Annotated in this window: 20 protein-coding genes and 1 tRNA gene; 8 read left to right on the top strand and 13 right to left on the bottom strand. The window is 66.0% G+C overall.

From position 1 onward, the window contains the following. Positions 1 to 4 precede the first annotated feature (4 nt). Entirely contained in the window at positions 5 to 2,965 is a 2,961-nt protein-coding gene (locus ACKY0X_RS15770; protein ID WP_409426798.1) for a UPF0182 family protein, read from the top strand. Positions 2,966 to 2,993: 28 nt separating this feature from the next. On the opposite strand, the gene ACKY0X_RS15765 is transcribed toward ACKY0X_RS15770, so the two are convergent. The 3 genes from ACKY0X_RS15765 to ACKY0X_RS15755 all read right to left on the bottom strand — a co-directional run bounded on the left by ACKY0X_RS15765 (position 2,994) and on the right by ACKY0X_RS15755 (position 5,007). After that, positions 2,994 to 3,797, bottom strand: coding sequence for an oxygenase MpaB family protein (locus ACKY0X_RS15765; RefSeq protein WP_409426797.1), 804 nt, complete (start codon positions 3,795 to 3,797; stop codon positions 2,994 to 2,996). Then, a complete protein-coding gene (locus tag ACKY0X_RS15760; RefSeq protein ID WP_409429655.1) occupies positions 3,797 to 4,696 on the bottom strand; it encodes an oxygenase MpaB family protein in 900 nt (299 codons plus the stop codon). Before ACKY0X_RS15760 ends, ACKY0X_RS15765 begins: the two co-directional genes overlap by 1 nt. A 77-nt stretch (positions 4,697 to 4,773) precedes the next feature. Beyond that, on the bottom strand, positions 4,774 to 5,007 hold the full coding sequence (locus ACKY0X_RS15755; protein WP_065038881.1) for a hypothetical protein: 234 nt from the start codon (positions 5,005 to 5,007) through the stop codon (positions 4,774 to 4,776). A gap of 161 nt (positions 5,008 to 5,168) precedes the next feature. Between ACKY0X_RS15755 and ACKY0X_RS15750 the strand changes: the two genes are divergently transcribed. After that, positions 5,169 to 5,242 (top strand) — tRNA-Met (locus ACKY0X_RS15750). A 76-nt stretch (positions 5,243 to 5,318) separates the two neighbouring features. Here the strand turns inward: ACKY0X_RS15750 and ACKY0X_RS15745 are convergent. From ACKY0X_RS15745 to ACKY0X_RS15720, 6 genes are all read right to left on the bottom strand, one after another. Then, the gene (locus ACKY0X_RS15745) at positions 5,319 to 8,477 is read right to left on the bottom strand and encodes a cytochrome P450 (protein WP_409426796.1); all 3,159 of its coding nucleotides are present in this window, start codon (positions 8,475 to 8,477) and stop codon (positions 5,319 to 5,321) included. 212 nt (positions 8,478 to 8,689) lie between these two features. Next, positions 8,690 to 9,490 (bottom strand): maleylpyruvate isomerase family mycothiol-dependent enzyme, encoded by an 801-nt coding sequence (locus ACKY0X_RS15740; protein WP_409426795.1) that lies wholly within the window; start codon positions 9,488 to 9,490, stop codon positions 8,690 to 8,692. Positions 9,491 to 9,584: 94 nt separating this feature from the next. After that, positions 9,585 to 11,006, bottom strand: coding sequence for a TIGR00366 family protein (locus ACKY0X_RS15735; protein WP_409426794.1), 1,422 nt, complete (start codon positions 11,004 to 11,006; stop codon positions 9,585 to 9,587). 90 nt (positions 11,007 to 11,096) lie between these two features. Continuing rightward, positions 11,097 to 11,684 (bottom strand): TetR/AcrR family transcriptional regulator, encoded by a 588-nt coding sequence (locus tag ACKY0X_RS15730; RefSeq protein ID WP_409426793.1) that lies wholly within the window; start codon positions 11,682 to 11,684, stop codon positions 11,097 to 11,099. Then, complete coding sequence (locus ACKY0X_RS15725) at positions 11,681 to 13,507, bottom strand: flavin-containing monooxygenase (protein ID WP_409426792.1); 1,827 nt, start codon at positions 13,505 to 13,507, stop codon at positions 11,681 to 11,683. The genes ACKY0X_RS15730 and ACKY0X_RS15725 overlap by 4 nt, the downstream gene beginning before the upstream one ends. Positions 13,508 to 13,598: 91 nt before the next feature. Then, positions 13,599 to 14,534 (bottom strand): alpha/beta hydrolase, encoded by a 936-nt coding sequence (locus ACKY0X_RS15720; RefSeq protein ID WP_409426791.1) that lies wholly within the window; start codon positions 14,532 to 14,534, stop codon positions 13,599 to 13,601. Positions 14,535 to 14,614: 80 nt separating this feature from the next. On the opposite strand from ACKY0X_RS15720, the gene ACKY0X_RS15715 reads away from it, so the two are divergent. From ACKY0X_RS15715 to ACKY0X_RS15705, 3 genes are all read left to right on the top strand, one after another. After that, a complete protein-coding gene (locus ACKY0X_RS15715; RefSeq protein ID WP_409426790.1) occupies positions 14,615 to 14,992 on the top strand; it encodes a MerR family transcriptional regulator in 378 nt (125 codons plus the stop codon). 70 nt (positions 14,993 to 15,062) lie between these two features. Continuing rightward, positions 15,063 to 15,566 carry an STM3941 family protein gene (locus tag ACKY0X_RS15710; RefSeq protein WP_409426789.1) on the top strand — a complete coding sequence of 168 codons (504 nt, stop codon included), beginning with the start codon at positions 15,063 to 15,065 and terminating at the stop codon, positions 15,564 to 15,566. A 75-nt stretch (positions 15,567 to 15,641) separates the two neighbouring features. After that, positions 15,642 to 16,397, top strand: a complete 756-nt coding sequence (locus ACKY0X_RS15705; RefSeq protein ID WP_409429654.1) for a DUF1295 domain-containing protein — start codon at positions 15,642 to 15,644, stop codon at positions 16,395 to 16,397. Between the two features lie 9 nt (positions 16,398 to 16,406). On the opposite strand, the gene ACKY0X_RS15700 is transcribed toward ACKY0X_RS15705, so the two are convergent. Beyond that, entirely contained in the window at positions 16,407 to 17,228 is an 822-nt protein-coding gene (locus ACKY0X_RS15700; RefSeq protein WP_409426788.1) for a nuclear transport factor 2 family protein, read from the bottom strand. Between the two features lie 34 nt (positions 17,229 to 17,262). Further along, positions 17,263 to 18,237 (bottom strand): NADPH:quinone oxidoreductase family protein, encoded by a 975-nt coding sequence (locus tag ACKY0X_RS15695; protein WP_409426787.1) that lies wholly within the window; start codon positions 18,235 to 18,237, stop codon positions 17,263 to 17,265. A gap of 99 nt (positions 18,238 to 18,336) precedes the next feature. On the opposite strand from ACKY0X_RS15695, the gene ACKY0X_RS15690 reads away from it, so the two are divergent. Together ACKY0X_RS15690 and ACKY0X_RS15685 are read left to right on the top strand one after the other, a co-directional pair. After that, on the top strand, positions 18,337 to 19,323 hold the full coding sequence (locus ACKY0X_RS15690; RefSeq protein WP_409426786.1) for an alpha/beta fold hydrolase: 987 nt from the start codon (positions 18,337 to 18,339) through the stop codon (positions 19,321 to 19,323). A 15-nt stretch (positions 19,324 to 19,338) separates the two neighbouring features. After that, positions 19,339 to 20,337 (top strand): TIGR03617 family F420-dependent LLM class oxidoreductase, encoded by a 999-nt coding sequence (locus ACKY0X_RS15685; protein ID WP_409426785.1) that lies wholly within the window; start codon positions 19,339 to 19,341, stop codon positions 20,335 to 20,337. Positions 20,338 to 20,339: 2 nt separating this feature from the next. Here ACKY0X_RS15685 and ACKY0X_RS15680 read toward each other — a convergent pair whose 3' ends face one another. Beyond that, positions 20,340 to 21,455: a hypothetical protein gene (locus tag ACKY0X_RS15680; protein ID WP_065040744.1), complete on the bottom strand. Its 1,116-nt coding sequence runs from the start codon at positions 21,453 to 21,455 to the stop codon at positions 20,340 to 20,342. Then, a complete protein-coding gene (locus ACKY0X_RS15675) occupies positions 21,455 to 22,594 on the bottom strand; it encodes a phosphotransferase family protein (protein ID WP_409426784.1) in 1,140 nt (379 codons plus the stop codon). Before ACKY0X_RS15675 ends, ACKY0X_RS15680 begins: the two co-directional genes overlap by 1 nt. A gap of 45 nt (positions 22,595 to 22,639) precedes the next feature. On the opposite strand from ACKY0X_RS15675, the gene ACKY0X_RS15670 reads away from it, so the two are divergent. After that, positions 22,640 to 23,242, top strand: a complete 603-nt coding sequence (locus ACKY0X_RS15670) for a TetR/AcrR family transcriptional regulator (protein WP_406757564.1) — start codon at positions 22,640 to 22,642, stop codon at positions 23,240 to 23,242. Position 23,243: the final 1 nt, after the last annotated feature.

Here is a 23,243-nt window from a genome sequence, read left to right as displayed (position 1 = left end):
GCACGTGGGGATGCGGCCCACTGCGAGGATGCCGAAATTGACCGCGCGCAGCCGGATCATGGTTGGCAGCGCCTTCGTCGTGATCGCGCTGTTGCTGTTGGGGCCGCGGCTGATCGACGGCTATGTCGACTGGTTGTGGTTCGGCGAGCTGGGCTACCGCTCGGTGTTCGTCACCACGTTGCTGACCCGCCTGATCACGTTCGTCGTGGTGACGTTGCTGGTCGGCGGCATCGTGTTCGCCGCGATGGCCACCGCTTTCCGGGTCCGCCCGGTCTTCGTCCCCAGCAACGGCGTCAACGACCCGGTGGCGCGGTATCGGACTACGGTGCTGTCGCGGCTGCGGCTGTTCGGATTCGGAATCCCGGTCGGCATCGGTGTGCTGGCCGGCATCGTCGCGCAGAGCTACTGGGTGCGTATTCAGCTGTTCCTGCGGGGCGGTGACTTCGGGATCACCGATCCGCAGTTCGGCAAAGACCTGGGCTTCTACGCCTTCGACCTGCCGTTCTACCGGCTGGTGGTGGGGCTGCTGCTCGCGACGCTGTGTCTGGCCACCATCGCGAACCTGACCACGCACTACATCTTCGGCGGTATCCGACTTTCCGGCCGGGCGGGCGCCCTGAGCCGCCCGGCCCGCATCCAGGTGGTCAGCCTGATCGGGACCCTGGTGCTGCTCAAGGCCGGGGCCTACTGGCTGGATCGCTACGAGCTGCTCAGCCACACTCGAACCGGCAAGCCGTTCACCGGAGCCGGTTACACCGACATCAACGCGGTACTGCCGGCCAAGATGATTCTGCTGGCGATCGCACTGATCTGCGCGGTCGCAGTGTTCTCGGCGATCGTGCTGCGCGACTTGCAGATTCCGGCGATCGGTCTGGTGCTGTTGCTGCTGTCGTCGGTCGTGGTCGGTGCTGGCTGGCCGCTGATCGTCGAACAGTTCAGCGTCAAGCCGAACGCGGCGCAGAAGGAGAGCGAGTACATTTCGCGCTCGATCACGGCGACCCGGCAGGCCTACGGTCTGACCGAGGATGTGGTCACCTACCGCGACTATCGCGGTGACGCGCGCGCCACCGCCGCGCAGGTGGGCGCCGATGCGGCCACCACCTCCAACATCCGGTTGCTGGACCCGACCATCGTCAGCCCCGCGTTCACCCAGTTTCAGCAGGGCAAGAACTTCTACTTCTTCCCCGACCAGCTCACCATCGACCGCTACCGCGACGACGAGGGCCAGCTGCGTGACTATGTGGTCGCCGCCCGCGAGCTGAACCCGGATCGACTGATCGACAACCAGCGCGACTGGATCAACCGGCACACCGTGTTCACCCACGGCAACGGGTTCATCGCCTCGCCGGCCAACACCGTGCGCGGTATCGCCAACGACCCCAACCAGAACGGCGGGTACCCGGAGTTCTTGGCCAACGTCGTCGGTGCCAACGGCGGCGTCGTGTCCGACGGGCCGGCCCGACTCGACCAGCCGCGCATCTACTACGGGCCGGTGATCGCCGACACCGCCGCCGACTACGCGATCGTCGGCCGCAATGGCGCCGACCGTGAGTACGACTACGAGACCAACACCGAGACCAAGAACTACACCTACACCGGTACCGGTGGTGTGGGCGTCGGAAACTGGTTGGCCCGTAGCGTGTTCGCCGCGAAGTTTGCCGAGCGCAACTTCTTGTTCTCCAACGTGATCGGCGCGGACAGCAAGATCCTGTTCAACCGTGACCCGGCCAGCCGGGTGCAGGCGGTGGCGCCCTGGCTGACCACCGACTCCACGGTGTATCCGGCGATCGTCAACAAGCGGCTGGTGTGGATCATCGACGGCTACACGACGCTGGATAACTACCCCTACTCGGAGTTGACGTCGCTGTCGTCGGCGACCGCGGACTCCAAAGAGGTCGAGTTCAACCGGCTGTTGCCGGACCGGCGGGTGTCTTACATCCGCAACTCGGTGAAGGCCACCGTCGACGCCTACGACGGAACGGTGAGCCTGTACGCCCAGGACGAGCAGGACCCGGTGCTGCGGGCCTGGATGAAAGTGTTCCCCGGAACCGTCAAACCGAAGGCGGAGATCTCACCCGAGCTCGCCGAGCACCTGCGCTACCCCGAAGACCTGTTCAAGGTGCAGCGCATGCTGCTGGCCAAGTACCACGTCAACGACCCGGTGACCTTCTTCTCCACCTCGGACTTCTGGGACGTGCCGCTGGACCCCAACCCGACCGCCAGCAGCTTCCAGCCGCCGTACTACATCGTCGCGAAAAATCTTGTGAAGGGCGACAATTCGGCATCCTTCCAGCTGACCAGCGCGATGAACCGGTTCAAGCGTGATTACTTGGCCGCCTACATCAGCGCCAGCTCGGATCCAGACACCTACGGCAAGCTGACCGTGCTCACCATTCCCGGCCAGGTGAACGGGCCCAAGCTGGCCAATAACGCGATCACCACCGATACCACGGTCAGCCAAGACCTCGGCGTGATCGGACGCGACAACCAGAACCGCATCCGGTGGGGCAACCTGCTGACGCTGCCGGTGGCGCAGGGCGGACTGCTCTACGTCGAACCGGTCTATGCCTCACCAGGTTCCAGTGATGCCTCGTCGTCGTACCCGCGCCTCATCCGGGTGGCGATGATGTACAACGACAAGATCGGCTACGGGCCGACGGTCTCCGACGCACTCACCGGCCTGTTCGGGCCCGGTGCCGGTGCGGCGGCCACCGACATCGCACCCACCGAGGGCGGCGCTGCCGCGCAGGGGACGCCACCCTCGGCGACCCCGCCGGTTGCGGCGGTGCCGACGCCCCCGGCTGCCGAGGTCGCGTTGTCCCCGGCCAAAGCCGCGGCGCTGCGCGAGGTCGAATCGGCGCTCAATGCGGTGCGCGACACCCAGCACCGTGGTGACTTCGCCGCCTATGGTGCGGCGCTGCAACGCCTCGACGACGCGATGGCCAAGTTCAACAGCGCCAAATAGGTACGCGGTGCGCTCAGGCGCCGTGGTGTCAGCGACGAGTGGCGCCCAGCGGCATCGTCGGCTCGTGGTGTGCCGCCGCGCCGAGTGCGGCGCGTGCCTTGGCGTTCCAGTGATGTCTGGGGGCCAGCGCGGACAGCTGAGCCAACCGGATGAACTGGCGCAGTGACCATCGGTCGGTGGCGCTGACAGTGATCCCGGTGAGTTCCACGGCGCGGGGGTGCTGCAGGGCGCGGATGGCCGGTTGGGGGACGGTGCGCATCCACCAATCGGTGGGCGCGAAAATCTGCTCGCGGAACGGCTCGAAGTGTTCGCCGGCCGCCAAGTGCGAGCGGCAGTAATCCTCGAAGTACTCGACGAATTCCGGCCAGGTCGCGGGCATCGGCCGGGTTGATACGCCGTATCGGCGATACCACGCGCAGCACTCCTGGTAGAGCTGCTCATGCTCGTCGGCGTCGAGCCGACGAATGAAGGTGTTCACCATGACGACGAGGGACTCGACATAAGCGCTGTGCTGAAAGTGGAACGTATCGGGATTCAGGGCGTGGTACTTATGGCCGAGATTGTCGACGCCCTTGACATGCTCGTGGGCGAACCGCATCTGGGGCCGCATGTCCACGTCGGTATAGGCGTAGTTGACGGCTTGGGTGAAAGTGCGTTTCTTGTGCAGCCAAATGCGTTTGCGCATCAGAGCATGCTCGTTGATGCCGGCGGCGATGCCGGGATGCAGCAGCAGCAGACACACCGCCCTGGGGAGCACGAACAGGTAGCGTCGGTCGGCCAGGAAGTGCCACAGCATGCTGTCGGGTCCCAGGCCGTCGTGGTGGTCAGCCATCAGATCAGTGCCTTGTCTCGGCGGATGCGATGGCGAACGTCGGCCATCAGCACGGTGTAGTTGACGGTTCGGATGAATCGGGGAATGAAGCGGTTCACGAATGATACGAACAGGAAGAGGTTTTCGAACTGGCGTTGCTCGGTCGGCGACCAGGGCACGCCGAGCAGCTCACGAAAGAGCGGTGCCAGAAAGCCGATAGTCAGGAACCGCAGCAGGGGCGCCAGGGGCGCCCGCAAGATCGGGTTGATCATCTTCAGGTCGACCAGCCGCATGAGGTAGTCGCGGACGATATCGTCCATCTGCAATGTCTGACAGGTGGTGTTCCAGTAGGCGTCGAACTCGGCGCGGGTGGGCGGCCACTGATCCGGGGTGACCTGCAAGGTGGTGCCGAGTGGCCAGGCGTGGTGATAGAACCCCTCCGCCTGAGCCTGGGTCATCTTGCCGCGCAGCAGCTGATAGGTGTCCTCGTAGAAGACGAATAGGCATGCGGCGACCCATAACTGCAGATTGGGATCGAAGGCGTTGTATTGGACCGGGCTGTCCGCGGTGGAGCGAACCTGCCGGTGTGCGACGTTGACGGCGTCACGGTAGGCAGCGCGTTCCTCGTCGTTGCCCAGCACAGCGACAGCCATGTACTGGGCGGTGGTGCGCAACCTCTTCCATGGATGTTCCATCAGCGCACCGGATTCCACCCGGCTCTCCACGACCCCGTGGCCCACTCCCGGCAGGCTCAACTGCATGACGACGTTGGCGGCTGCTGCGGCAGCAGACCAAAAATCCAGCGCCTCAGTGAGATTGACGGGACCATCGTCGAAGCGTGGCGTGTACTGATCGATGTGGATTCGGGTCTCGGCCGCGTGCGGGGATGGTGACTCGGGAGAGACGCCGAGAATTCTCATGGCCAGATCGATGATCCGTACCAAAAACATCATCTCGAGCGGCCTCCGTTGTTGCGGGGCGACGTTGCCCTTCGCGGTCACTGCATACAGACGTTAGCGATCAGCAGCACCGGCCACGCCACGATCGATCCAAGAAAGGACACTACGAGGTCCAGGCCTCGCATGCCGTGCAGCGCAGCGGTGTGGGTCAGCGTCCAGATCAATCCGATGGTCAGATACGGCGTGCCGAGGATCAGGCCCAGGCCGATCAGCTCTCCGATGGGAATCCGGTAGGTGAGCAGGCGGCCGACGTTGTCGAGAAATCCGGGCATCGGTTGCCCCTCCCGCTGTTGTGGCCTCGGAATGCAGCATGGCATAGCGGGGTTGGGCCGACAAGGACGAGATGAATCGACACCGGTCGGGCGACGGCGCCAATGCCAGACCAGGCGATTTGGCGGCTTGGGCACCCGTTGGGTAGTGTCGTACTTACCGACGCGGGGTGGAGCAGCTCGGTAGCTCGCTGGGCTCATAACCCAGAGGTCGCAGGTTCGAATCCTGTCCCCGCTACTAAAGAAAATGGCCCCCAGGCGAAAGCCTGGGGGCCACTTTCGTGTTATTGCTGTCCGCTCATCCGACTACACGCTCACCCAGCCCACACGTCCTCGACGTAGCGGTCGGACTCCACCAGGTCGATAAGCCAGTCGCGGGCTTGGCTTTCGTCGCCGCCGGTGCGCGCGCGGTAGATGTCGATGAAGGCCTGCCGCACCGCCGGCGCCATCTGGGCGCCGTCACCACACACGTAGACGTGAGTGTGCTTGGTGGGATCGCCGAGCAGCTCCCACACTTCGTCGGCGTCGGCGGCGATCCGGTCCTGCACGTAGCGCACACCGTCCTGCGGTGCGCGAGAGAACGCGGGACGCATCCGGACTACCCCCGCCGCTTCGGCGGCCTCGAACTGCTCGCGGAAGATGTAATCCACGTCTGGATTTCGGACGCCGAAGAAACACAGGGCCGGCGCATACGGCGCCCCCTCCTGTTTGGCCGCCAAGCGATCGCCGAGGAAGCCGCGGAACGGGGCAACACCTGTACCCGCGCTGACCAGAATCACATTCTTCGCAGGGTCGGCACCCGCACGAAACGCCTGGCGGGCCGGGTCGACCCGCGCCCGAATCTGGGTACCAGGGGAGGCGGCGGCCAGATGATTGGAGGCCACGCCCTGGAACAGTCCATGCCCGGACCGGGCCGGCGCATCGAGCACGCTGACCACCAGCCCGACCAGCCCCGGTGTCAGGCGAGAGGACGACGCGATGGAGTAATGCCGGGGTGTCATCGGCTCCAGCAGTTCGAGTAGCTCGGCGCCCGTCAGTTCGCACGCTGGAAACTCCACCAGGCACTCGAATGGGCTCAGCGGGCAGGGATCGGCCGATGCGGCGAGCTGCTCGAGGCGTTCACGCTCGGGCGGGCACGGGTTGGATGCGGCCAGACGCCGCAATTGGCTCGGCGTAACCGGCTTTCGCAGCTCCACGAAGTGGGTGAGCAATTCACGCGCGCTGACCTCCCGATCGAGTGCGATCAACCGCCGCGAAGTGCGCCGAGGATTGATCGACAGCCGCCGTTCGGCTTCGATGCCGAGAAGCTCGAGCACCGTGGCGACGAGATCTGGCGGATTGTCCGCGAGGACTGTCAGGTGATCACCCGTCTGGTACTCAATTCCCTCGGGAAGGACAACGCGGACAAAGTGTTTTGCTCCGCCCAGGATCGCGTCGTCGCCCACCAAGGCGGTGTTGTCCAGGACGGTCATCGGTGTCACTGCGAAGCGGGCGTCGAGCGCCGCGGTGACCGGGCCGATGATGGGGTGCATGTCGTAGAGCGGTTCGTCGGTGTCGGTGACCGGCGCCGCGTCCGGATCGCCGAAGTGCTCGCACAGCGCTGCGTGCAACGCCACCGAGAATTCTTCGACCGTGCCGTTGAGATCCCCTGAGGTATCGGCGGAGGTTAGCGGGATCAGCGGCCGGGCGCCCAGTTCGGTCAGGCGTTCATCGATGCGCTTGGGTACCGCCTGATACGTGTCGGCCCAGTTGCGATCCCCGACACCGAGTACCGCGACGTACGGAGCGCCCTCGAGTGCGGCGTCCTCGCCGAGCAGCCAGGCGAGGAAGGCGCGTGCGTCGTCGGTCGGCTGACCGTTATAGGACGCGGCGACGATCACGACCGCATCGGTGTTCGGCAGGGTTCCGGCGAAGTCGTCCAGGGGCGCCACCGTGGCGATGCAGCCAAGGTCGGTGGCCTCTTCGGCAAGCTGCTTGGCCAGTGCGCGGCAGGTTCCAAGATTCGAGCCGTGCAGCACGGCCAACGTGGTGCCGGCTTTGACGGCGGAGCTGGCCCCGGACGTGTTCCGTTCGGGTATCGGGGCGGCCAAGGCCGTTGCGCCGCGGCGGTCTTCAGGTATTCGCCGGATCAGGTCGAGGTGGAAGCCCATCGGGCGCCGGCTGCGCTCGCTGTCGAACTGCAGCACATAGTGTTGCGAGTCGATCAGGCGATAACGGTGGATCAGCCGGGCGATCATCATGGTGGCCTCGTGCAGCGCGAACTGGCGTCCGATGCAGGATCGCGCTCCGGTGCCGAAGGGTTTGAACACCGCACCGGGCCTGCCGGCAGAGCGGGCGGCGTCGAACCTGTCCGGATCGAACAGTTCGACGTTGTCACCCCATTCCGGCTGACGGTGAAGCGCACCCGTCAGCACGCTGACGGCCTCGCCCTTCCTGATCGGGTATTTTTTGCCAATGACGGTGTCCGCCAAGGCCGTTCGGTCGAAGCCAAGTACCGGCGGGGACAACCGCAGCGTCTCGTTGATCACCTGCCGCAGATACTCGAGCTTTCCGATGTCGTCGTAGGTCGGCAGATAGTCGTCGTCCACCCCGAACACGGCATCGACTTCAGCCACGGCGCGCGCCAGCACTGCCGGATGGTGCAGCAGGTTGTAGAGCACGGTGGGCATCAGTTCGGATGTGGTCAACTGACCGGCGATAAGAAACGTCATGATCTGGTTGCGGATATTGTCCGTACTCAGCAGTGGCCCGCCGCCGGAGTCGCTCGCGAGCATGACGTAGAGCAGATCGTCGAGTTCGGGCGTGGGGGTGGCTCGGTGCTGCTCGATCAGCTCGTCGAAGCTGCGATGCAGATGCTCCAGTTCGTGGTCGAGGTCGGCGATGCTCTGGGTCTCTGCGAGCTTGGTCAAGGCTGCGGTGAAACTCTGCGGGATTGGGGCAAGGCCTTCATGGCTGAACGAGTCGAATCGTGCTCCGAAGCCGGCAAGGGCAACGGTGTCCATCGCGAGCTTCTGCAGGTCGGTCGACGCGTCCGCCGGCCGATGCCCGACGCAGCCATCCCAGCGCTGGATCAGCTGGGTGCCTATGTCGAGCATGGCGCCGTGGTAGTTGCGTAGCCCGGCATAGCTGAAGCCGGGCATCAGGACGTCGTGGGCGGTCTGCCAATTCGGTTCACCGTGGTAGGCGGTGAACAGGCCGTCGCCGGCGAGCTGGCGGACTCGCTCCAAGGGGCGCATCGGGTTCTTGGCGAACCGGTTCTCGTCGCACAGTTCTTCGACCAGCGCCCGCGAGCACGCGTACAGCTTTCGCACCCCGCTGAAGTCGGCGTAGAACAGCGGACCGTGGAGTTCGCCGAGGATGTCGATGGGCAGTGCATAGGGGCGGCCGACGAGGTCAGACCGTGATGGCAGCGGTCCCTCGGCGGACGGAACGTTGTCCAGTTCCGGGGGCAGCGACGCGGTGAAGTCGGCCATATCGGGCAGCATAGGCCGCTGGTGGATCCTGTTCCGGGGCAATGGCGATCATTGGCCTAGGGTTCATCTGACGCGGGCGTCCCGTGTGGCGGTCGGCGGAAGGTTTCGGCGAGGCGCTGTTCGTCGGCAGGCGTCTTGGGTCGCTGCAGCTCGTACAAAGGAAACGACAGTTCACCGTGAGGCCGGTAAGTCGATGAAATCCGGGCGACTGGTCACATCGTGAACCTCAAGTTGCGGGCGGCGCGGTCGCCGAGTTCGGGGTCGCCTTTCCAGGTGATGGCGCCGGAGTCGATCTGGGCCTGCGGGTCGATGCGCCCGCACGCCAGTTGGATGAAGGTCGTGGAATCGGTCACCACCGTGACATCCGGATTATTCAGGTGGTCAACAGTTTTGGCTCGGCCATCCACGGCGACGTGCAACTGGCGGGTGATCGGTCCGGTGAGATCGAAGGTGATGCTCTTTCCGTCGGGTAGGCCCACTTTCTTGCCGACGATGTAGCCCAAGGAACCGGCTACCTCGGCCAGTGCGATCTGAGCGCCGAGGCTTGCGTCATCGGTGGTGCGGCCCAGCGGGCTGGTGATGTCTCGTTCGTGCACCCAGAAGTCGAAGACCCGGATCTCCAGGAACCTGCCGTAGGTGGCTGGGCCGACCGGAGTCCACGACGGTCGCATCAGATCCGCGTCGGACAACGCGGCCAGGTCGCCTCGGCGGCGGTCGTAGATCGCGCGCACCAGTTCGCGGTACGCGGTGGTGTTGGTGTCAGCGTCGCGCAGGAAGTCCGCGGCCTTGTCGAACGGCGGCGGGGTGCGATCGTCGTCGGGCAGCCACCCCGCCATTGCCGCCTCGATGCCGGTGACGTGGTTGATCACGTCGCGAACCGTCCAGTCCGGGCACAGTGACGCAGCGCCCCACTCGACGTCGCTGAGATCGGTGCAGAGGGCTTCTATCGCGGCGTAGCAGTCCCGCAGTGCGGTGGAGATGCTGCCCACGCTGCCGGCTTCCGGTGTGTTCAACGCCGTTCTCCTTCGCGACCAGGGCACTTCGCGTCTGTCACGAGCATCCGGCAAGCACGAGCAGATATCAAGGAATGGCGAACGCTGGGTGCCCTCAGATCACCCACGGTGCGATCAACGTCATCGCCCCCAGGCCCACCAACCCGATGACGAACGCCACAATCGTAAAGCCCATCACCTGACGGACATTGAGCTTCGCGATCGCCAGCAGTGGCAGGAGCCAGAACGGCTGGATCATGTTCGCCACGCCCTCACCGACGGCAACGGCCATCGACACCAGCCCGAGATAGGCCGGCGACTGCTGGCCGATCGCCAGCGCAGAGTCGACGGCGATCGGGCCCTGCACCGCCCAGTGCCCGCCGCCGGACGGCACGAACAGGCTGATGACCACCGAGCCGATGAAGGTCAGGAACGGCAGCGTGTATTCCGTCGCGCCGTTGACCAGCGTCTGGGCCAGCAGCGTCTGCAGGGGCGTGGACCCCTCGGCGCCCTGATACGCCAGTAGCCCGACCAGGCCGCCGTAGAGCGGATACTGCAGCAGCAGCGGGCCCGAGACCTTCGCGGCACCGGTGAATGCCCGGATGAAGCGAATCGGCGTGCGGTGCAGCAGGGCGGCGGTGATGGTGAACAGCATGATCATCGAGGAGATGTTCAGCGCGCAACCACTGGCCACGAAATACGTGATGCCCGCCGCGAACAGCAGCACGTTGAGGATCCACTGATTCTCCAGCCATTCGGCGAACGTCGCGCTGCGCTGGCCGGCAATTTCCGGCTCTTCCTCGAACGCAGCGGGATCCGGCGCAAGAGCTTCAGCCGGCTCCATTCGCCATACTGCGAGCGCGAGCACCCCCAACACGATGAGCGCCGAGAGCCAGCTGTACGGCTGGAAGATGGTCTGGCTCAACGGCACGGTGAAGCCGGCGATCTTGTGGATCACGTTGATGGGGCTGCCGGAGTCGGTGTTCGCCAGCGCGATCGACGACGAGAGACCCTGCGTCCAGACGATGAAACCCATGAACGCCGCGGCGATCAGGTAGCCGAAATGCGAGTCGGGGAAGCGTCGCGCCACCTGCCGGGCGACCAGGGCACCGGCCACCAGGCCCAGGCCCCAGTTCAGCAGGGACGCAGCGGCACTGACGGTGAAACAGAGCAGCGCTCCCTGCACCTGGCTGCGCGGCAATGCGGCGATGCGGACGATGGCCTGCTTCAGCACGGGCGCTTCGGCCAGCGTGTAGCCGGTCACCAGGATCAGCACCATCTGGCAGGCGAACGTGAAGATGTTCGCCTGCCCCCACACTCCGGCGTACCAGGCCTGCAACATGCCGTGGGCCGACGCACCGCGCACTAGGGCGGCGACCAGGCCGGCGACGATCAGGGTGAGGATCATCGCGAACAGATACGGGTCGGGCATCAGGCGTTCGACGTAGCGGACACTGAGCCCGGTGAGCGATTGCATGACGCCTCGGCGTTGGGGCGGCTGCTCGGTCATCGCGCCATCTGGCCGTAGCTCGGTCATCGCGCCAACCTCTCGTCTGAAAGCCGCTCGCACCGCGGTCGCTCATGCGTGTGCCACGATAAATGCCGCGGGCGTCCGGGCCGGCGTCTTTCAGCGCATGGTGGCGTGCAGCGCGTCGGTCATCGCCTCGATGGCGGCCTCGCGCTCCAGCGGCCAGCCGTCGACCAGCCACAGGTGCATGAAGGAATCGACCATGGTGTACATCATCGCGATGGCCAGCCGCAGCTGTTCCTCGGTGGCACCGGGCATGGCATCGGCCTCGATCCACTCGGTGACGTTGTCCTCCATGGTGGCTCGGTGCGCCGCGGCGAACTCCGGGTCGGCTGCCCGGGCCTGGTGCAGTGCCATGTAGAGCTGTGGTGCGGAGGTGTGGAAGTCGACCACCTTCTCGAAGAAGGCCTTGATCGAGGGCCGTCCCGACCTGCCGCCGCGCGGGGCGTCCTGCTGGGACCAGACGGTCATCCGGGTGTTCCGCAGTTCGCGCAGCACCGCGGCTTTGGAGTCGAAATGCAGATAGAACGTCGCCCGCCCGATCCCGGCCCGGCGAACGATGTCGTCGATGGTCACCGCGACGTAGCCGCGCTCGGCGAACGCCTCCAACGCGGCGGCCATGATGTGGTCGCGGGTCATGATGCGGTGTCGGTCACGCATGGTGAGTCGCGGTGCAGCGGATGTCATTTCAGGATGACCCCCTCCAGCTGGCCGGTGGATCGCCACGCGTTCAGCATTTCGAAGAACTCGACCGGCTTGCCCCCGAAATTGGTCGACAGCATGCCGTGCGGATTCTCCCGGTCGCCCTCGGAACTCAGGTAACTCGGCGTGCACTCGGCGTAGAAGGCCTTGGGCTTCTCCGACGCCTGGTCCATCGCGGCCAGCCACTGGTCCTCGGCGGCCTTGGTGGCTTCGATGGTGCCCGCGCCCCGGTGCACGAATGTGCTGACCAGGTAGGCGAAATGGCGGGCTCGCTCCTCGGCGGTGTGGGTGTAGTTGGGGGAGACCCCGGATTGGGTGTAGCCCAGGAAGAAGCAGTTGGGAAAGCCGTGGGTCTGCAGGCCGTGCAGTGTCCGCATGCCTTTGGCCCACTTGTCGCTCAGCCGCACGTCGTCGCGGCCGACGATCTCGAAACCGAGCCGGCGGGTGAACTCGGTACCCACCTCGAAGCCGGTCGCGAATACCAGTGCGTCGAGTTCGTATTCGATGTTGTCGACCACGACGGCGGTCTCGGTGAACCGATCGACGCCGCGGCCATCGGTGTCGACCAACGTGACGTTGTCCCGGTTGAACGTATCGAGGTACTGGTCGTGGTAGCCGGGGCGCTTGCAGTTCAGCCGATACCACGGTTTGAGCGCTTCGGCGGTCTTGCGGTCGCGCACGGTGTCGTCGATTCGGGCGCGCAGCCGTTGCATCGCCACGTAGTCGGCGTGGAACAGGAAGTCGGCGATCTCCTGCGGCGTCATCTGTCGGCCGAGGCGCTGAGTCTCGCGGATCACCGCGGGCTCACTGAGTTCCAGTGCCTTCTGCGTCCAGCCGTCGTTGGTGAGGTCGAGGTCCATCTCCACCCCGCAGGTGACCCGGGTGAAGTTCTCCATGCGTTCGCGTTGCCAGCCCGGCTGCAGGCTCGCCGCCCACGCCGGGTCGGTGGGTCGGTTGCCCCGCACCGAGACGGTGCTCGGGGTGCGTTGGAAGACGTAGAGCTGCTGCGCCCACTCTCCGAGGTGCGGGATGCACTGCAGCCCAGTGGAACCGGTGCCGATGACGCCGACGCGCTTGTCGGACAGTTTGGTCAGCCCGCCGGATTCGTCGCCGCCGGTGTAGCCGAAGTCCCAGCGGCTGGTGTGGAAGGTGTGTCCGCGGAATTCGTTGATGCCGGCAATGCCCGGCAGTTTCGGCCGGGTGAGCGATCCGGGCGAGACCGCGACCAGCGTGGCGGTGAACGCGTCTCCGCGATCGGTAGTGATCTGCCAGTGCTTGGCGGCGCCGTCCCAGTGCAGGCCGGTGACCGTGGTGCCCAGCAAGGCGTTGTCGTAGAGGCGGTAGTGCTTGGCGATGTTCTGGAGGTGCTCGCGGATCTCCGGGCCGTGCGCATAGCGCTCGGTGGGCACGTAATTCAGCTCTTCGAGCAGTGGCAGATAGATGTAGGACTCGACATCGCACTGCACTCCGGGGTAGCGGTTCCAGTACCAGGTGCCGCCGAAGTCGCCGGCGGTGTCGATCATCCTGATGTCGTCGATCCCGGATTCCTGGAGCCGCGCGGCGGCGATCAGGCTGCCCAGCCCGGCGCCGATGATCGCCACCTGGACGTGGTCGTGCACCGGGTCGCGCTCGACACGCTCGGTCCACGGGTCGTCGGCGTAGTGCGAGAAATCGGCGGTGACCTCGATGAACTGGCCCACGGCGTCGGGCCGCATCCGTTTGTCGCGTTCGAGTGCGTACTTCGCCCGCACCCACCCGGGGTCGTAGTCCGCCGGCTGCGGTCCCAGGGAGCTGGCCGTGGGTGGCATCGCCTCGTGCTCCTCGTGTCATCGAGATCTCACTGGACAGAGTGTCCAGTGAATAGACTAGGCGATAGCTAGCCAGACGCAACGTATACCGTCAGCGGCGAGCCAGGGGTGAGGCTGGCAGAGCGGCGGCGATGTCGTCGAGCGCCCGGACCGCGTCGTCGAACGGCCAGCGGATGAACTCGTGGATCATGCCGGCATAGCGATTGACGGTGGTGGGGACGCCCGCTTCCTGGAGTCGGGCGCCGTACTGTTCGCCCTCGTCGCGCAGGGCGTCGAATTCCGCGGTGACGATGAACGCCGGAGGAAGCTGCTCGAGGCTGGGTGCCAGCAGCGGCGAGACGTGAGCATCGAGCTTTTCGTGATCGCCGTTGAGGTAGTGGTTCATGAACCACTGCTGGGTCGCTCGACTGATGTTGCCGTACTGTCCCGCGAATTCTTGGATGGAAACGTTCGATCGCCGAAAGTCCAAGTCCGGGTAGATCAATACCTGGTGCGTGATTGCCGGGCCGCCGGCATCGCGAGCCATCAGCGCGACCACAGCAGCGAGATTTCCGCCGGCACTGTCACCGGCGACAGCGATGTTCGTGCCGTCGGCGCCGATTTCGCCGCCGTGCAGGGCCACCCACTGCGTGGCAGCGAAGCCGGCGTTGATCGCTGCCGGGTACTTGTGCTCCGGGGCCAGGGGATAGTCGACCGAGACGACGACCCGGCCGGTGCGGTTCGCCAGCGCCCGGGCCAGCCCGTCGTGGGTGTCGAGGTCGCCGAGCACGAAACCGCCGCCGTGGAAGAAGACGATCACCGTGCGCCGTTCGCCTGGCTGGGGGTGGTAGATCCGAACCGGCAGGTCGCCGGCTCGCGTGGAGATGATGCGGTCGCAAACACGTGCGACGGCTTCGCCGGTGCCCAGGGCTTGGGTCATCAGACGCATGGCTTGCCGGACCTGCTGCGGACTAAACGTGTGCAGGTCGGCAAAGTTGCTTCCGGCCAGGCGTTCCAAATGGGCTTGGACCTGCGGATGTAGTGGCATGGGCACTCGGTTTCCTTTCCTTGGCGGCGCTTCGCCGCTAGTGTCTGACTTGAACCACGCTTCAAGTCAAGGGGATGGTGATGCTGGACATTGCTGAGGTGGCGAATCGGTCCGGTCTGGCGTCATCGGCGCTGCGGTTCTACGAGCGGCGCGGGCTGATCAGCTCCGGTGCACGCAACGGCCTGCGTCGCACCTACGAACCGGCGGTGCTTGACCGGCTCGCCTTGATCGGCTGTGCCAAAGCGGCCGGATTCACGCTTGCTCAGATCGAGCGGTTTCTGCGGGCCACACCCAGCGACACCGAACTACGTGCACGAATGGCTGAGAAGGCCCGCCAAGTCGATGACGAGATCGCCCGCCTCACCCGCATGCGCGACAGCCTCACCCACGCGGTGACCTGCACCCATACGCCCCTGGTCGAGTGCCCGGAGTTCAAGGCGCGCATCAGCGAGACCTAGCGGCTGGTCAGTTGTAGGGGTGCCGCCGCCGTTGCGCACTAGAGTCATCCCCGTCGACAGGGGAGGTCAGATGCCGTTTGAAGCGCACCCGGACCGACGAAAGATCGCCTCGCTGCTCGCCATCGCAGTCGTGTTCGTCCTGATCGGGGTGCGGTTGGCCGGGGGATTCGGGCCGGTCGAGTCGATCCGCGGCTGGTCACCGCAGGCCCTGCACGTCTTCGGCTGGATCGCGATCGTCTTCTTCGGTTTCGGTGTGGCGGTGCTGGTATCGCGGTTGTTCTCCTCCGGTGTTGAGGTCCGCATCGACGCAGAAGGTGTCTACGGGCGGCGCAGCGGCAACCGGGTGATCCCGTGGAACGCCATCGAGCGCATCACCACCGCGGATACCGGCCGGGTGCAGCTGGCGCACTTGTTCCTCGACGACGCGTCAGCGATCCCGAGCCCTAAGCGGCTGGGCGCCAAATCCTTTGGCCACGTCACGCTCTCGCTGCAGGGCACCGACGGCAAGCTCAGCGACATGCGTGCCGCGTTCGACTACTTCGCGCCGGGCAGGCGGGACGACTCCGCGGGCTAGTCGCCCATCCGCAGCACGATCGCAGCGGCCACATGTGCTACTACTGCCTAGCATCCTTCGATGAGAGGTTCCGCCATGGCCGGTCTGTATCACGCCGCTGTTGTCTTTCTGATCGTCTTGACGATCGTCACCTTCGCCAGCAGCTTCTGGTTCACCAACCCTTATGGCCGCTTCGCCAGTCCGGACGACCGCTTCACGCTGCCGGGAAAGATCAGCTGGCTGACGTTCGAATGCCCCCAGTGGTGGGCTTTCACCGTGACGTTCTGGCTGGTGGCGCACTCGCATGGGGCGCCGGCGATCGTGTTGTACGCACTATGGCAGTGCCACTACCTCTACCGCGGGTTGATCTATCCGCTGAGCCGCAAGGGCGATGACAAACGTTTCCCCATCTCCGGCATCGCCTTCGGCTTCGTCTTCAACGCCGTCAACGGGTTTGTCAACGGTTACGCCGTTGCGCTGGCCCCGCACTTGCAGCAGGAGCGCTGGTTTGTCGATCCCCGCTTCATCGTCGGCCTGGCCGTGGCAGTGATCGGCTGGGGGATCAACTTCCAGGCCGATCGCATCCTGATCGGCCTGCGCGCCGATGGCAGCAGCGGGTACCGCATCCCCTACGGCGGGGTGTATCGCTGGGTGTCCTCGGGCAACTACTTCGGTGAGCTTGTCTTATGGGCGGGCTGGGCGATCATGGCGTGGACGCTTCCGGGCCTGATCTTCCTGCTCTTCTCCATCGCCAACCTGGGGCCCAGGGCGATGGCCACCCACAAGTGGTACCAGCAGAAGTTCCCCGACTACCCGCCTAACCGCAAGGCGATCATTCCCGGCGTGCTGTAGCTGTCCGCCTCAGATATAGAGGCGGACAGCGGAAATCGCGCCACGGTGCGCGCCCTCTTTGGAGAACTCGAACAATCCCACCCCGCGCCGGCCATCCAGGTGCACCGTCGCTGTGACGGTATGCCCTGCGGCCAGGAGCTTTTCGACCTCCAGGTGCTGTGCCGTCGAGACGAAATCGGCAACCGAGGTCTCCGAAACACCGTCCAGGCTCAGCTTGGCATGGGGAGTCAGCAGCGCCGAAACCGCGGCCGCATCACCCTGCGCGAGCGCCGCGACAAGGGTTTCGACCCGACGCTTGCCACGCTTGCGCACCCCGGCAAGGCCGCGCAGGAATCCAGCACAGCCCGAAAGCCCTTGGTGCCGAAGCAGCTGGGGTCCCAGAATCACCGAGGCCAGCAGGCCGCGGCCACCGGAGGTCAGCAACTGTCCGACCATCTTCTGTAGCTCCCAGTGCGCGAACAACCGCTGGATCTTCAGGGAGCCGTCCGGCGCCTGCGCGACCAGGTCGTAGCGCAGGTGCATCGGGATATGCATAGTGACACCTGTTGACATGGTGGTGTGCACCGTGAGGTCTCGTAGTACCGACATGCCCGCGACCACGTCGTTCTGCACGTCGAAGGCGATGGTGTTGGGTGCGATGAAGGTGTCGAAGAACCGCCCGATGGCCGCGGTGCCGATATGGGGAGTCGACCCGACGGGATCGTTCACCTGCCCGTCGGCGGCGAAGATTCCGACCCACGCCGACTTGTCGTGTACCGCGACAGCTTTCGGTGATTGCTCGACGGCCTCGAGCAGGGCACTGGCACTGTGCGAAGAACGCTGGTCCGGCATCGGATTCCTCTCGTTTCGATGACCTGGAGGGCCGTCAGTCGCGCATCCGCAGCACGACCTTGCCGGCTGCGGTGCGATTCTCCAACGCGGCCAACGCATCGGCGGCCCGATCGAGGTCGAACACATCCGGTTGCGGCGCCGCCACTTTCCCGGAGGCCAGCAGCGGCTCCAACGCCTCCCACTGGCGCTCCAGCTCGCCAGGATGCGACATCACCCACGCACCCCAACCAACGCCGACGACATCGATGTTGTTGAGCAGCAGCCGGTTCACCTTGACCGTCGGGATGTCGCCACCGGTGAAGCCCACCACCAACAGCTTGCCGCCGGGGGCCAGCGAGCGCAGCGAATCGGTGACACGGTCACCGCCCACCGGGTCGAGCACCAGGTCCACGCCGCGCCCGCCGGTCAACTCGGCCACCGCCTCGCGGAACCCATCGGCGAGCACCGTGTCGGTGGCGCCGGCAGCCCGGGCCACCTCGGCTTTAGCCTCGGTGGAGACCACCGCGATCACCCGGGAGGCCCCCAGCGGTCCGGCCAGCCGCAGCGTGGAGGTGCCGATCCCTCCGGCGGCCCCGTGCACCAGCACCGTGGCGCCTTCGGTCAACCGGCCGCGCGTGGTCAGCGCGAACAACACGGTCAGGTCGTTGAACAGCAGCCCGGCACCGGCCTCGAACGACACCGTGTCCGGCAGCTTGAACACTTGCGTGGCGGGCACCGCGATCACCTGCGCCATCCCGCCGTTGAGCATGGTCAAGACCGCCACGCGGTCACCGGCGCGCACATGCGCGCCGTTCGGGGCGCTGCGCACCACACCGGCCGCCTCGCCGCCCGGCACGAACGGCAGCTCCGGCTTGTGCTGATAGAGCCCGCGGGACTGCAGCACGTCGGGAAACGCCACCCCGGCGGCGTGGACGTCGATGACCACCAGGCCCGCACCGGCCGGCTCGTCGAGATCGACTACCTGGGCAGCTGCCGGTCCGTCGAGTTGGGAAATCTGTACCGCGCGCATGGGCGAACCCTTCGTCAGTAGTCCTTTCGGTGAAAACCTAGTCCACGCAGGCGTATGCTCGCGATGCGGCAGCGTTGCCGCATTTCCGATGAGGTGGCGATGAGTGCTCAACGGTCCGGTCGGCGGCGAAGTGTCGGCAAGTTCCCGGCGGAGCTGCCGCCGGCCCGAACCATAGCGGTCCGGGCGGCCGACGGAACAAAGCTGCACACCCAGGTCTTCGGGCCGGCCGACGGTTATCCGATCGTGCTGGCGCACGGCATCACCTGCGCTATCGGGGTGTGGGGCCACCAGATTGCCGACCTGAGCGCCGATCACCGGGTGATCGCCTACGACCACCGCGGCCACGGCCGCAGTGGAGTGCCCAAGCGCGGCGGATACAGCCTGACGCACCTGGCATCCGATCTGGACTCGGTCCTGGAGGCCACCCTGGCGCCGGGGGAGCGTGCCGTCATCGCCGGACATTCGATGGGCGGCATGGCGATCAGTGCCTGGTCGGACCGCTACCGGCACCGGGTGCACGAGCGTGCCGATGCGGTAGCGCTGATCAACACCACCATCGGCAACCTGCTGGCCGAGGTCGAACTGTTCCAGGTGCCACCGCCCCTGCAGGCGGCCCGGGTGCAGGCAGCACGTCGCGGGTTGCTGGCCTTTGGCAACGTGCCGATCGTGGGCCCGGCGAATCTGGCGGTGCGGCGATTCGTGCACATGCTGGCCGTCGGTGGTGAGGCCGATCCGTGGGTCACCTCGTTGATCTGCGACCTGTTCGCCAAGACGCCCGCGGCCAGCCGTGGCCACTGGGTGCGGGCGCTCATCGACGCGCTCGGTCCGGCATCCTTCATCAACCTCGATGGTCTGACCGTGCCCACCCTGGTCATCGGCAGCACCCGGGACCGGTTGTTGCCGCTGCGGGCATCACAGCGGATCGCCGACACCGCACCCAATCTCGCGCGGTTCGTCGAGGTCAGCGGGGGACACTGCTCGATCCTCGAACACCCTGCAGTGGTGAACCGGGAGCTTCGCGAGCTGGTGGATCTGGCCACCGGATCCGCGGGCGGTTTGGCCGTCGGTTCCGAGATCAGTTCGTAAGGCCGCGGAACCGCGTTGAAAGTACTCACTGCCCTCAGCGGGCTGACCGGTGTCGTCGATCAGGCGCGCGAGCTGCGTGACGCCGGGGTCAGCGGGGTCTTCACCTTCGAAGGCCCGCACGACGTGTTCGCACCGTTGACGCTGGCCGCCGGTGTGGGCGGCCTGGACCTGATGACCAACGTCGCGATCGCGTTCCCTCGCAACCCGATTCACTTGGCGCACCAGGCCAACGATCACCAGTTGCTCAGTGGGGGGCGATTCGTTCTGGGGCTGGGAACGCAGGTGCGTGCCCAGATCGAGAAGCGATTCGGCGCCGCCTTCGATCGCCCGGTGGACCGCATGGTCGAGCTCGTCGCGGCGCTGCGGGCGATCTTCGAATCCTGGAACACCGGCGCCCGCTTGGATTTTCGGGGCGACTACTACCGGCACACGCTGATGACGCCGACGTTCAGCCCCGGCCCGAACCCGTACGGCCCACCGCCCATCTATGTCGGGGCGCTCGGGCCGCGGCTGACCCGTGCGGCCGCCGCGCACGCCGACGGCCTGCTGGTGATGCCGTTCTCCACTAAGCGATTCCTGCATGAGAGCACCATGTCTGCGGTGCGTGCGGGGCTTGCCCAAGCCGGACGTCGCGCCGAGGATTTCCGAGTCGTGCCGGAGATCATCGTGGCCACCGGCGCCACCGACGCCGAGCGGGAGGCCGCCGAAGCCGCCGCTCGGATGCTGCTCGGCTTCTACGCGTCGACTCCGGCGTATGCGCCGGTGCTGGCCGCGCACGGCTGGCAGGATCTGCAGCCCGAGCTCAACGCGCTGTCCAAGCAGGGCCAATGGGCGCAGATGGGCGCCCGGATCAGCGACGAGATGCTGCACACCATCGCCGCATGCGGTACGCCGGCACAGGTGGCCGCGCGCATCCGCGACCGGGTCGACGGAATCGCCGACACGGTCTGCGTCTACCAGGCTGCGCCGATCGCCCCGGCGGTCGTCGGGGCGATCGTCAGCGAACTGAGTTAACGCTAGGGCGCCATGGTGACCCAGTCGGGGAACCCCGTCGGGTCATGGCGGCCCAGCACACCGTGCTCGTAGAGTCCCCAACCCTCGACCGGGGCGGCGTCGCCCTCGCGGCACACCGCGCGCCCCACGTGATCGATCATCCCGAAGCTGGTGCGCCCGAGGATGCCCGGATCGGTCATGTCATAGGTCAGGCGCTCGGTGAACTTCTCGCCCTTCCACTCGCCGTGCAGCCAGTCGATGTCGCCGCCGTAGCCGCCGCCGACGTGAATAGGCACCGGCAGTTTGGATTCCACTTCGAACACCACCGGGGTGCCATCCGGGCGGGTGGCCTCGATGGTGGCTCCGGTGGCGATGCGGGTGCCCGAGCGGTAGCGGGTGGAGATCCGTGGCCAGCCCAGCTGTTCGACACGGCCGTCGCGCCAGACCCGGCTGCAGTCGTTGAGCGAACGGAACCCGTTGGGCTCCTCCTGGATGATCATCACCACCGCGAAGTCCTCGAACGCCATCGGCAGATACAGCCACCACATGCCGTCGAACGGCGGGTCGGCGGGCCGGCCCGCCGGTTCACGTTCACCGACCGGGCGGATTCCCCAGGAGCGGTCGCGGGACCCGATCCAGACCTCCGGGTCGACGGCGATCTCCTCGCCGTCGATCACGATCTGCCCACTCCAGGAGCCCAGTTGAGCGAAGCGTTGCGCGTCCAGGGTCACCCGGTTGCCGGTCCGCAGGATGTGCCGCTGCTCCTGCACCGGGTCGAACAGGCCCTCCCAACGCAGATCCAGCGCGATGCCCTCGGTCTCATCCATGACCACCCGCAGGGAGCGCAGCGGATCGGTGACCTCGATACGGTAGGCACCGATACGCTGATTGAGCCGGTCCTGGTCGATGGCGTCGGACAGGTGCACCGCGGTCTGGGTGTCGCCGCGGCGCAGGAGTACGTAGGCGTCCTTGACGCCGAGGTTGGGGTAGTAGCCGCACCCGGTGATCAGGAAGATATCTCCGGTGCGGTCATGGGCATTCAGATAGCACCGGTCGTAGAAGTTGCGATCCGAGGAGCCCGGCCAGGCGATCGGCTGCGGCAGTTGGTGAACCGGGAATTCGTCGAGTGGGCCCAGCATCAGCTCTGTTCTCCGATCAACTTCTTGAGCAATCCGGCGTGATAGAACAACGATTCGGGATTCTCGGGTTTTTCCATCTCCCCGAAGTGCACCCGACGGGCCCCGGTGCGCATGAACACGATCGCCCACATCACGCCGGCGTAGACGTAGAACCAGTGCAGGTCACCGAGTTCGACTCCGGTGAGCTTCTGATAGCTGGCCCGCACGTCGTCCTCGCGCAACACCTGCGGGAGCCCAGGGAGCCCGGCCAGTCCAGCGAGTTCCTCGAACACCAAGTGCGCGAAGATAACCCACGATACGTCGAGCTCGCGCGGCCCCAGGGTCACCATCTCCCAGTCCAGCACCGCGACCGGCTGGAAGTCGCGGTAGAGCACGTTGCCGACCCGCGAGTCGCCCCAGCACAACACCGTCTCGCCGGCAGCCACGTCGTCCGGCCAGTTCTGCTCCAGCCAGGCCAGGGCGCGGTCCAACAGTGGCGAGCGCCCCATGTCGGGCACCGCGAACTCGTACCACTGCCGCACTCCCTCGAAGTGACGGCGCAGCGCGGTGCTCCCACGCGACCCGTCGTCGAGGAAGGCGAAGGTCTGCTCGGCATTCGGGATGGCGTGCAGCTTGGCGAGCACTTCGACGGTGGAGTCCTGCAGGGTCCGCTGCTGCTCGGCCGTCGCATCGGCGAACCAGTTGCCGCCAAAGGTATAGGGCATGACGTCGGGTGGCACCTCGCCGTCGACCCGGTCCATCAAGAAGAACGGCCGGTCCAGCACGTCTCCGGTCGGTTCGAGCCAGCGGACCTTCGGCACCGGGACGTCGGTAAGTTCACCCACCAGCCGCATGACCTCGAACTGGTGATCAAGTCGGTAGGACGGAAACACCGGAACGTCTTCGGCGGCGGGGCCCACCCGCATCACCCAGCGCTGTTCGACCGGGGCACCGTCGGCCGTCCAGCGGCCGGTGAGCATGATTGTTTCCGACGACATGCCGTTGGTGTCGACGCCGCTTTCCACGGTGATCTCCGGCGTGGCCGCGCCCGGCAACTGCGTGGCAAGCCAGCGAGACATTACCGTGGGCAGGGTGGTGACATCGCGGCTAGAACGTTGGATCCGGCCGACGTCCGTCTCCACAGTCGGTTGCTCGACCACGGTTGTATCCTCCGTTAGGGTAATTACGATACGACAGGTAGCGTTATGAAAGCAGAACCTTCAGCGGTTGACAAGGGGTCCGGCGCCGGACGGCCTCGTGACCCCCGCATCGACGCTGCCATATTGCAGGCCGCCGTGGAACTGGTTGTCGAAGTTGGATATACGAATCTGAGCCTGGCGGCCGTCGCCGAGCGCGCCGGCACCACCAAGACCGCGCTGTACCGCCGGTGGCCCAGCAAGGCCGAGCTGGTGCACGAGGCCGTTTTCTCGGTGCCGCCGAGTGCGGTGTCCGCGGCGCCTGGTGATGCGGCCGGCGACCTCCGGGCGATGATGGCCGGTGCGCGCGACGCGTTCACCAACCCGGTGGTGCGTGCGGCGCTGCCGGGCCTGATCGCCGACATGGCGACCAATGCCGAGTTGACCGCGCGCATCCTGGAACGCTTCCAGGGCCTATTCGAGGTGATGCGCCACTGGGTGGCCGACTCGGTGAGCCGCGGCGACGCGCGACCAAGCGTGGACCCCGACCGGCTGGTCGAAATCATCGGCGGCGCGGCGCTGCTGGCCATGATGTTGCGCCCCGACGACGATCTCGGCGATGACTGGGTGCAACGGATCGCTGACATCATCGCCCACGGTGTGATGGCATAGA

This window comes from Mycobacterium sp. SMC-11 (assembly GCF_046250095.1).
GTDB lineage: Bacteria > Actinomycetota > Actinomycetes > Mycobacteriales > Mycobacteriaceae > Mycobacterium > Mycobacterium heraklionense_A.
Note: the sequence above shows the minus strand (reverse complement) of the source record. Positions and strands in the feature narration are given on the sequence as shown.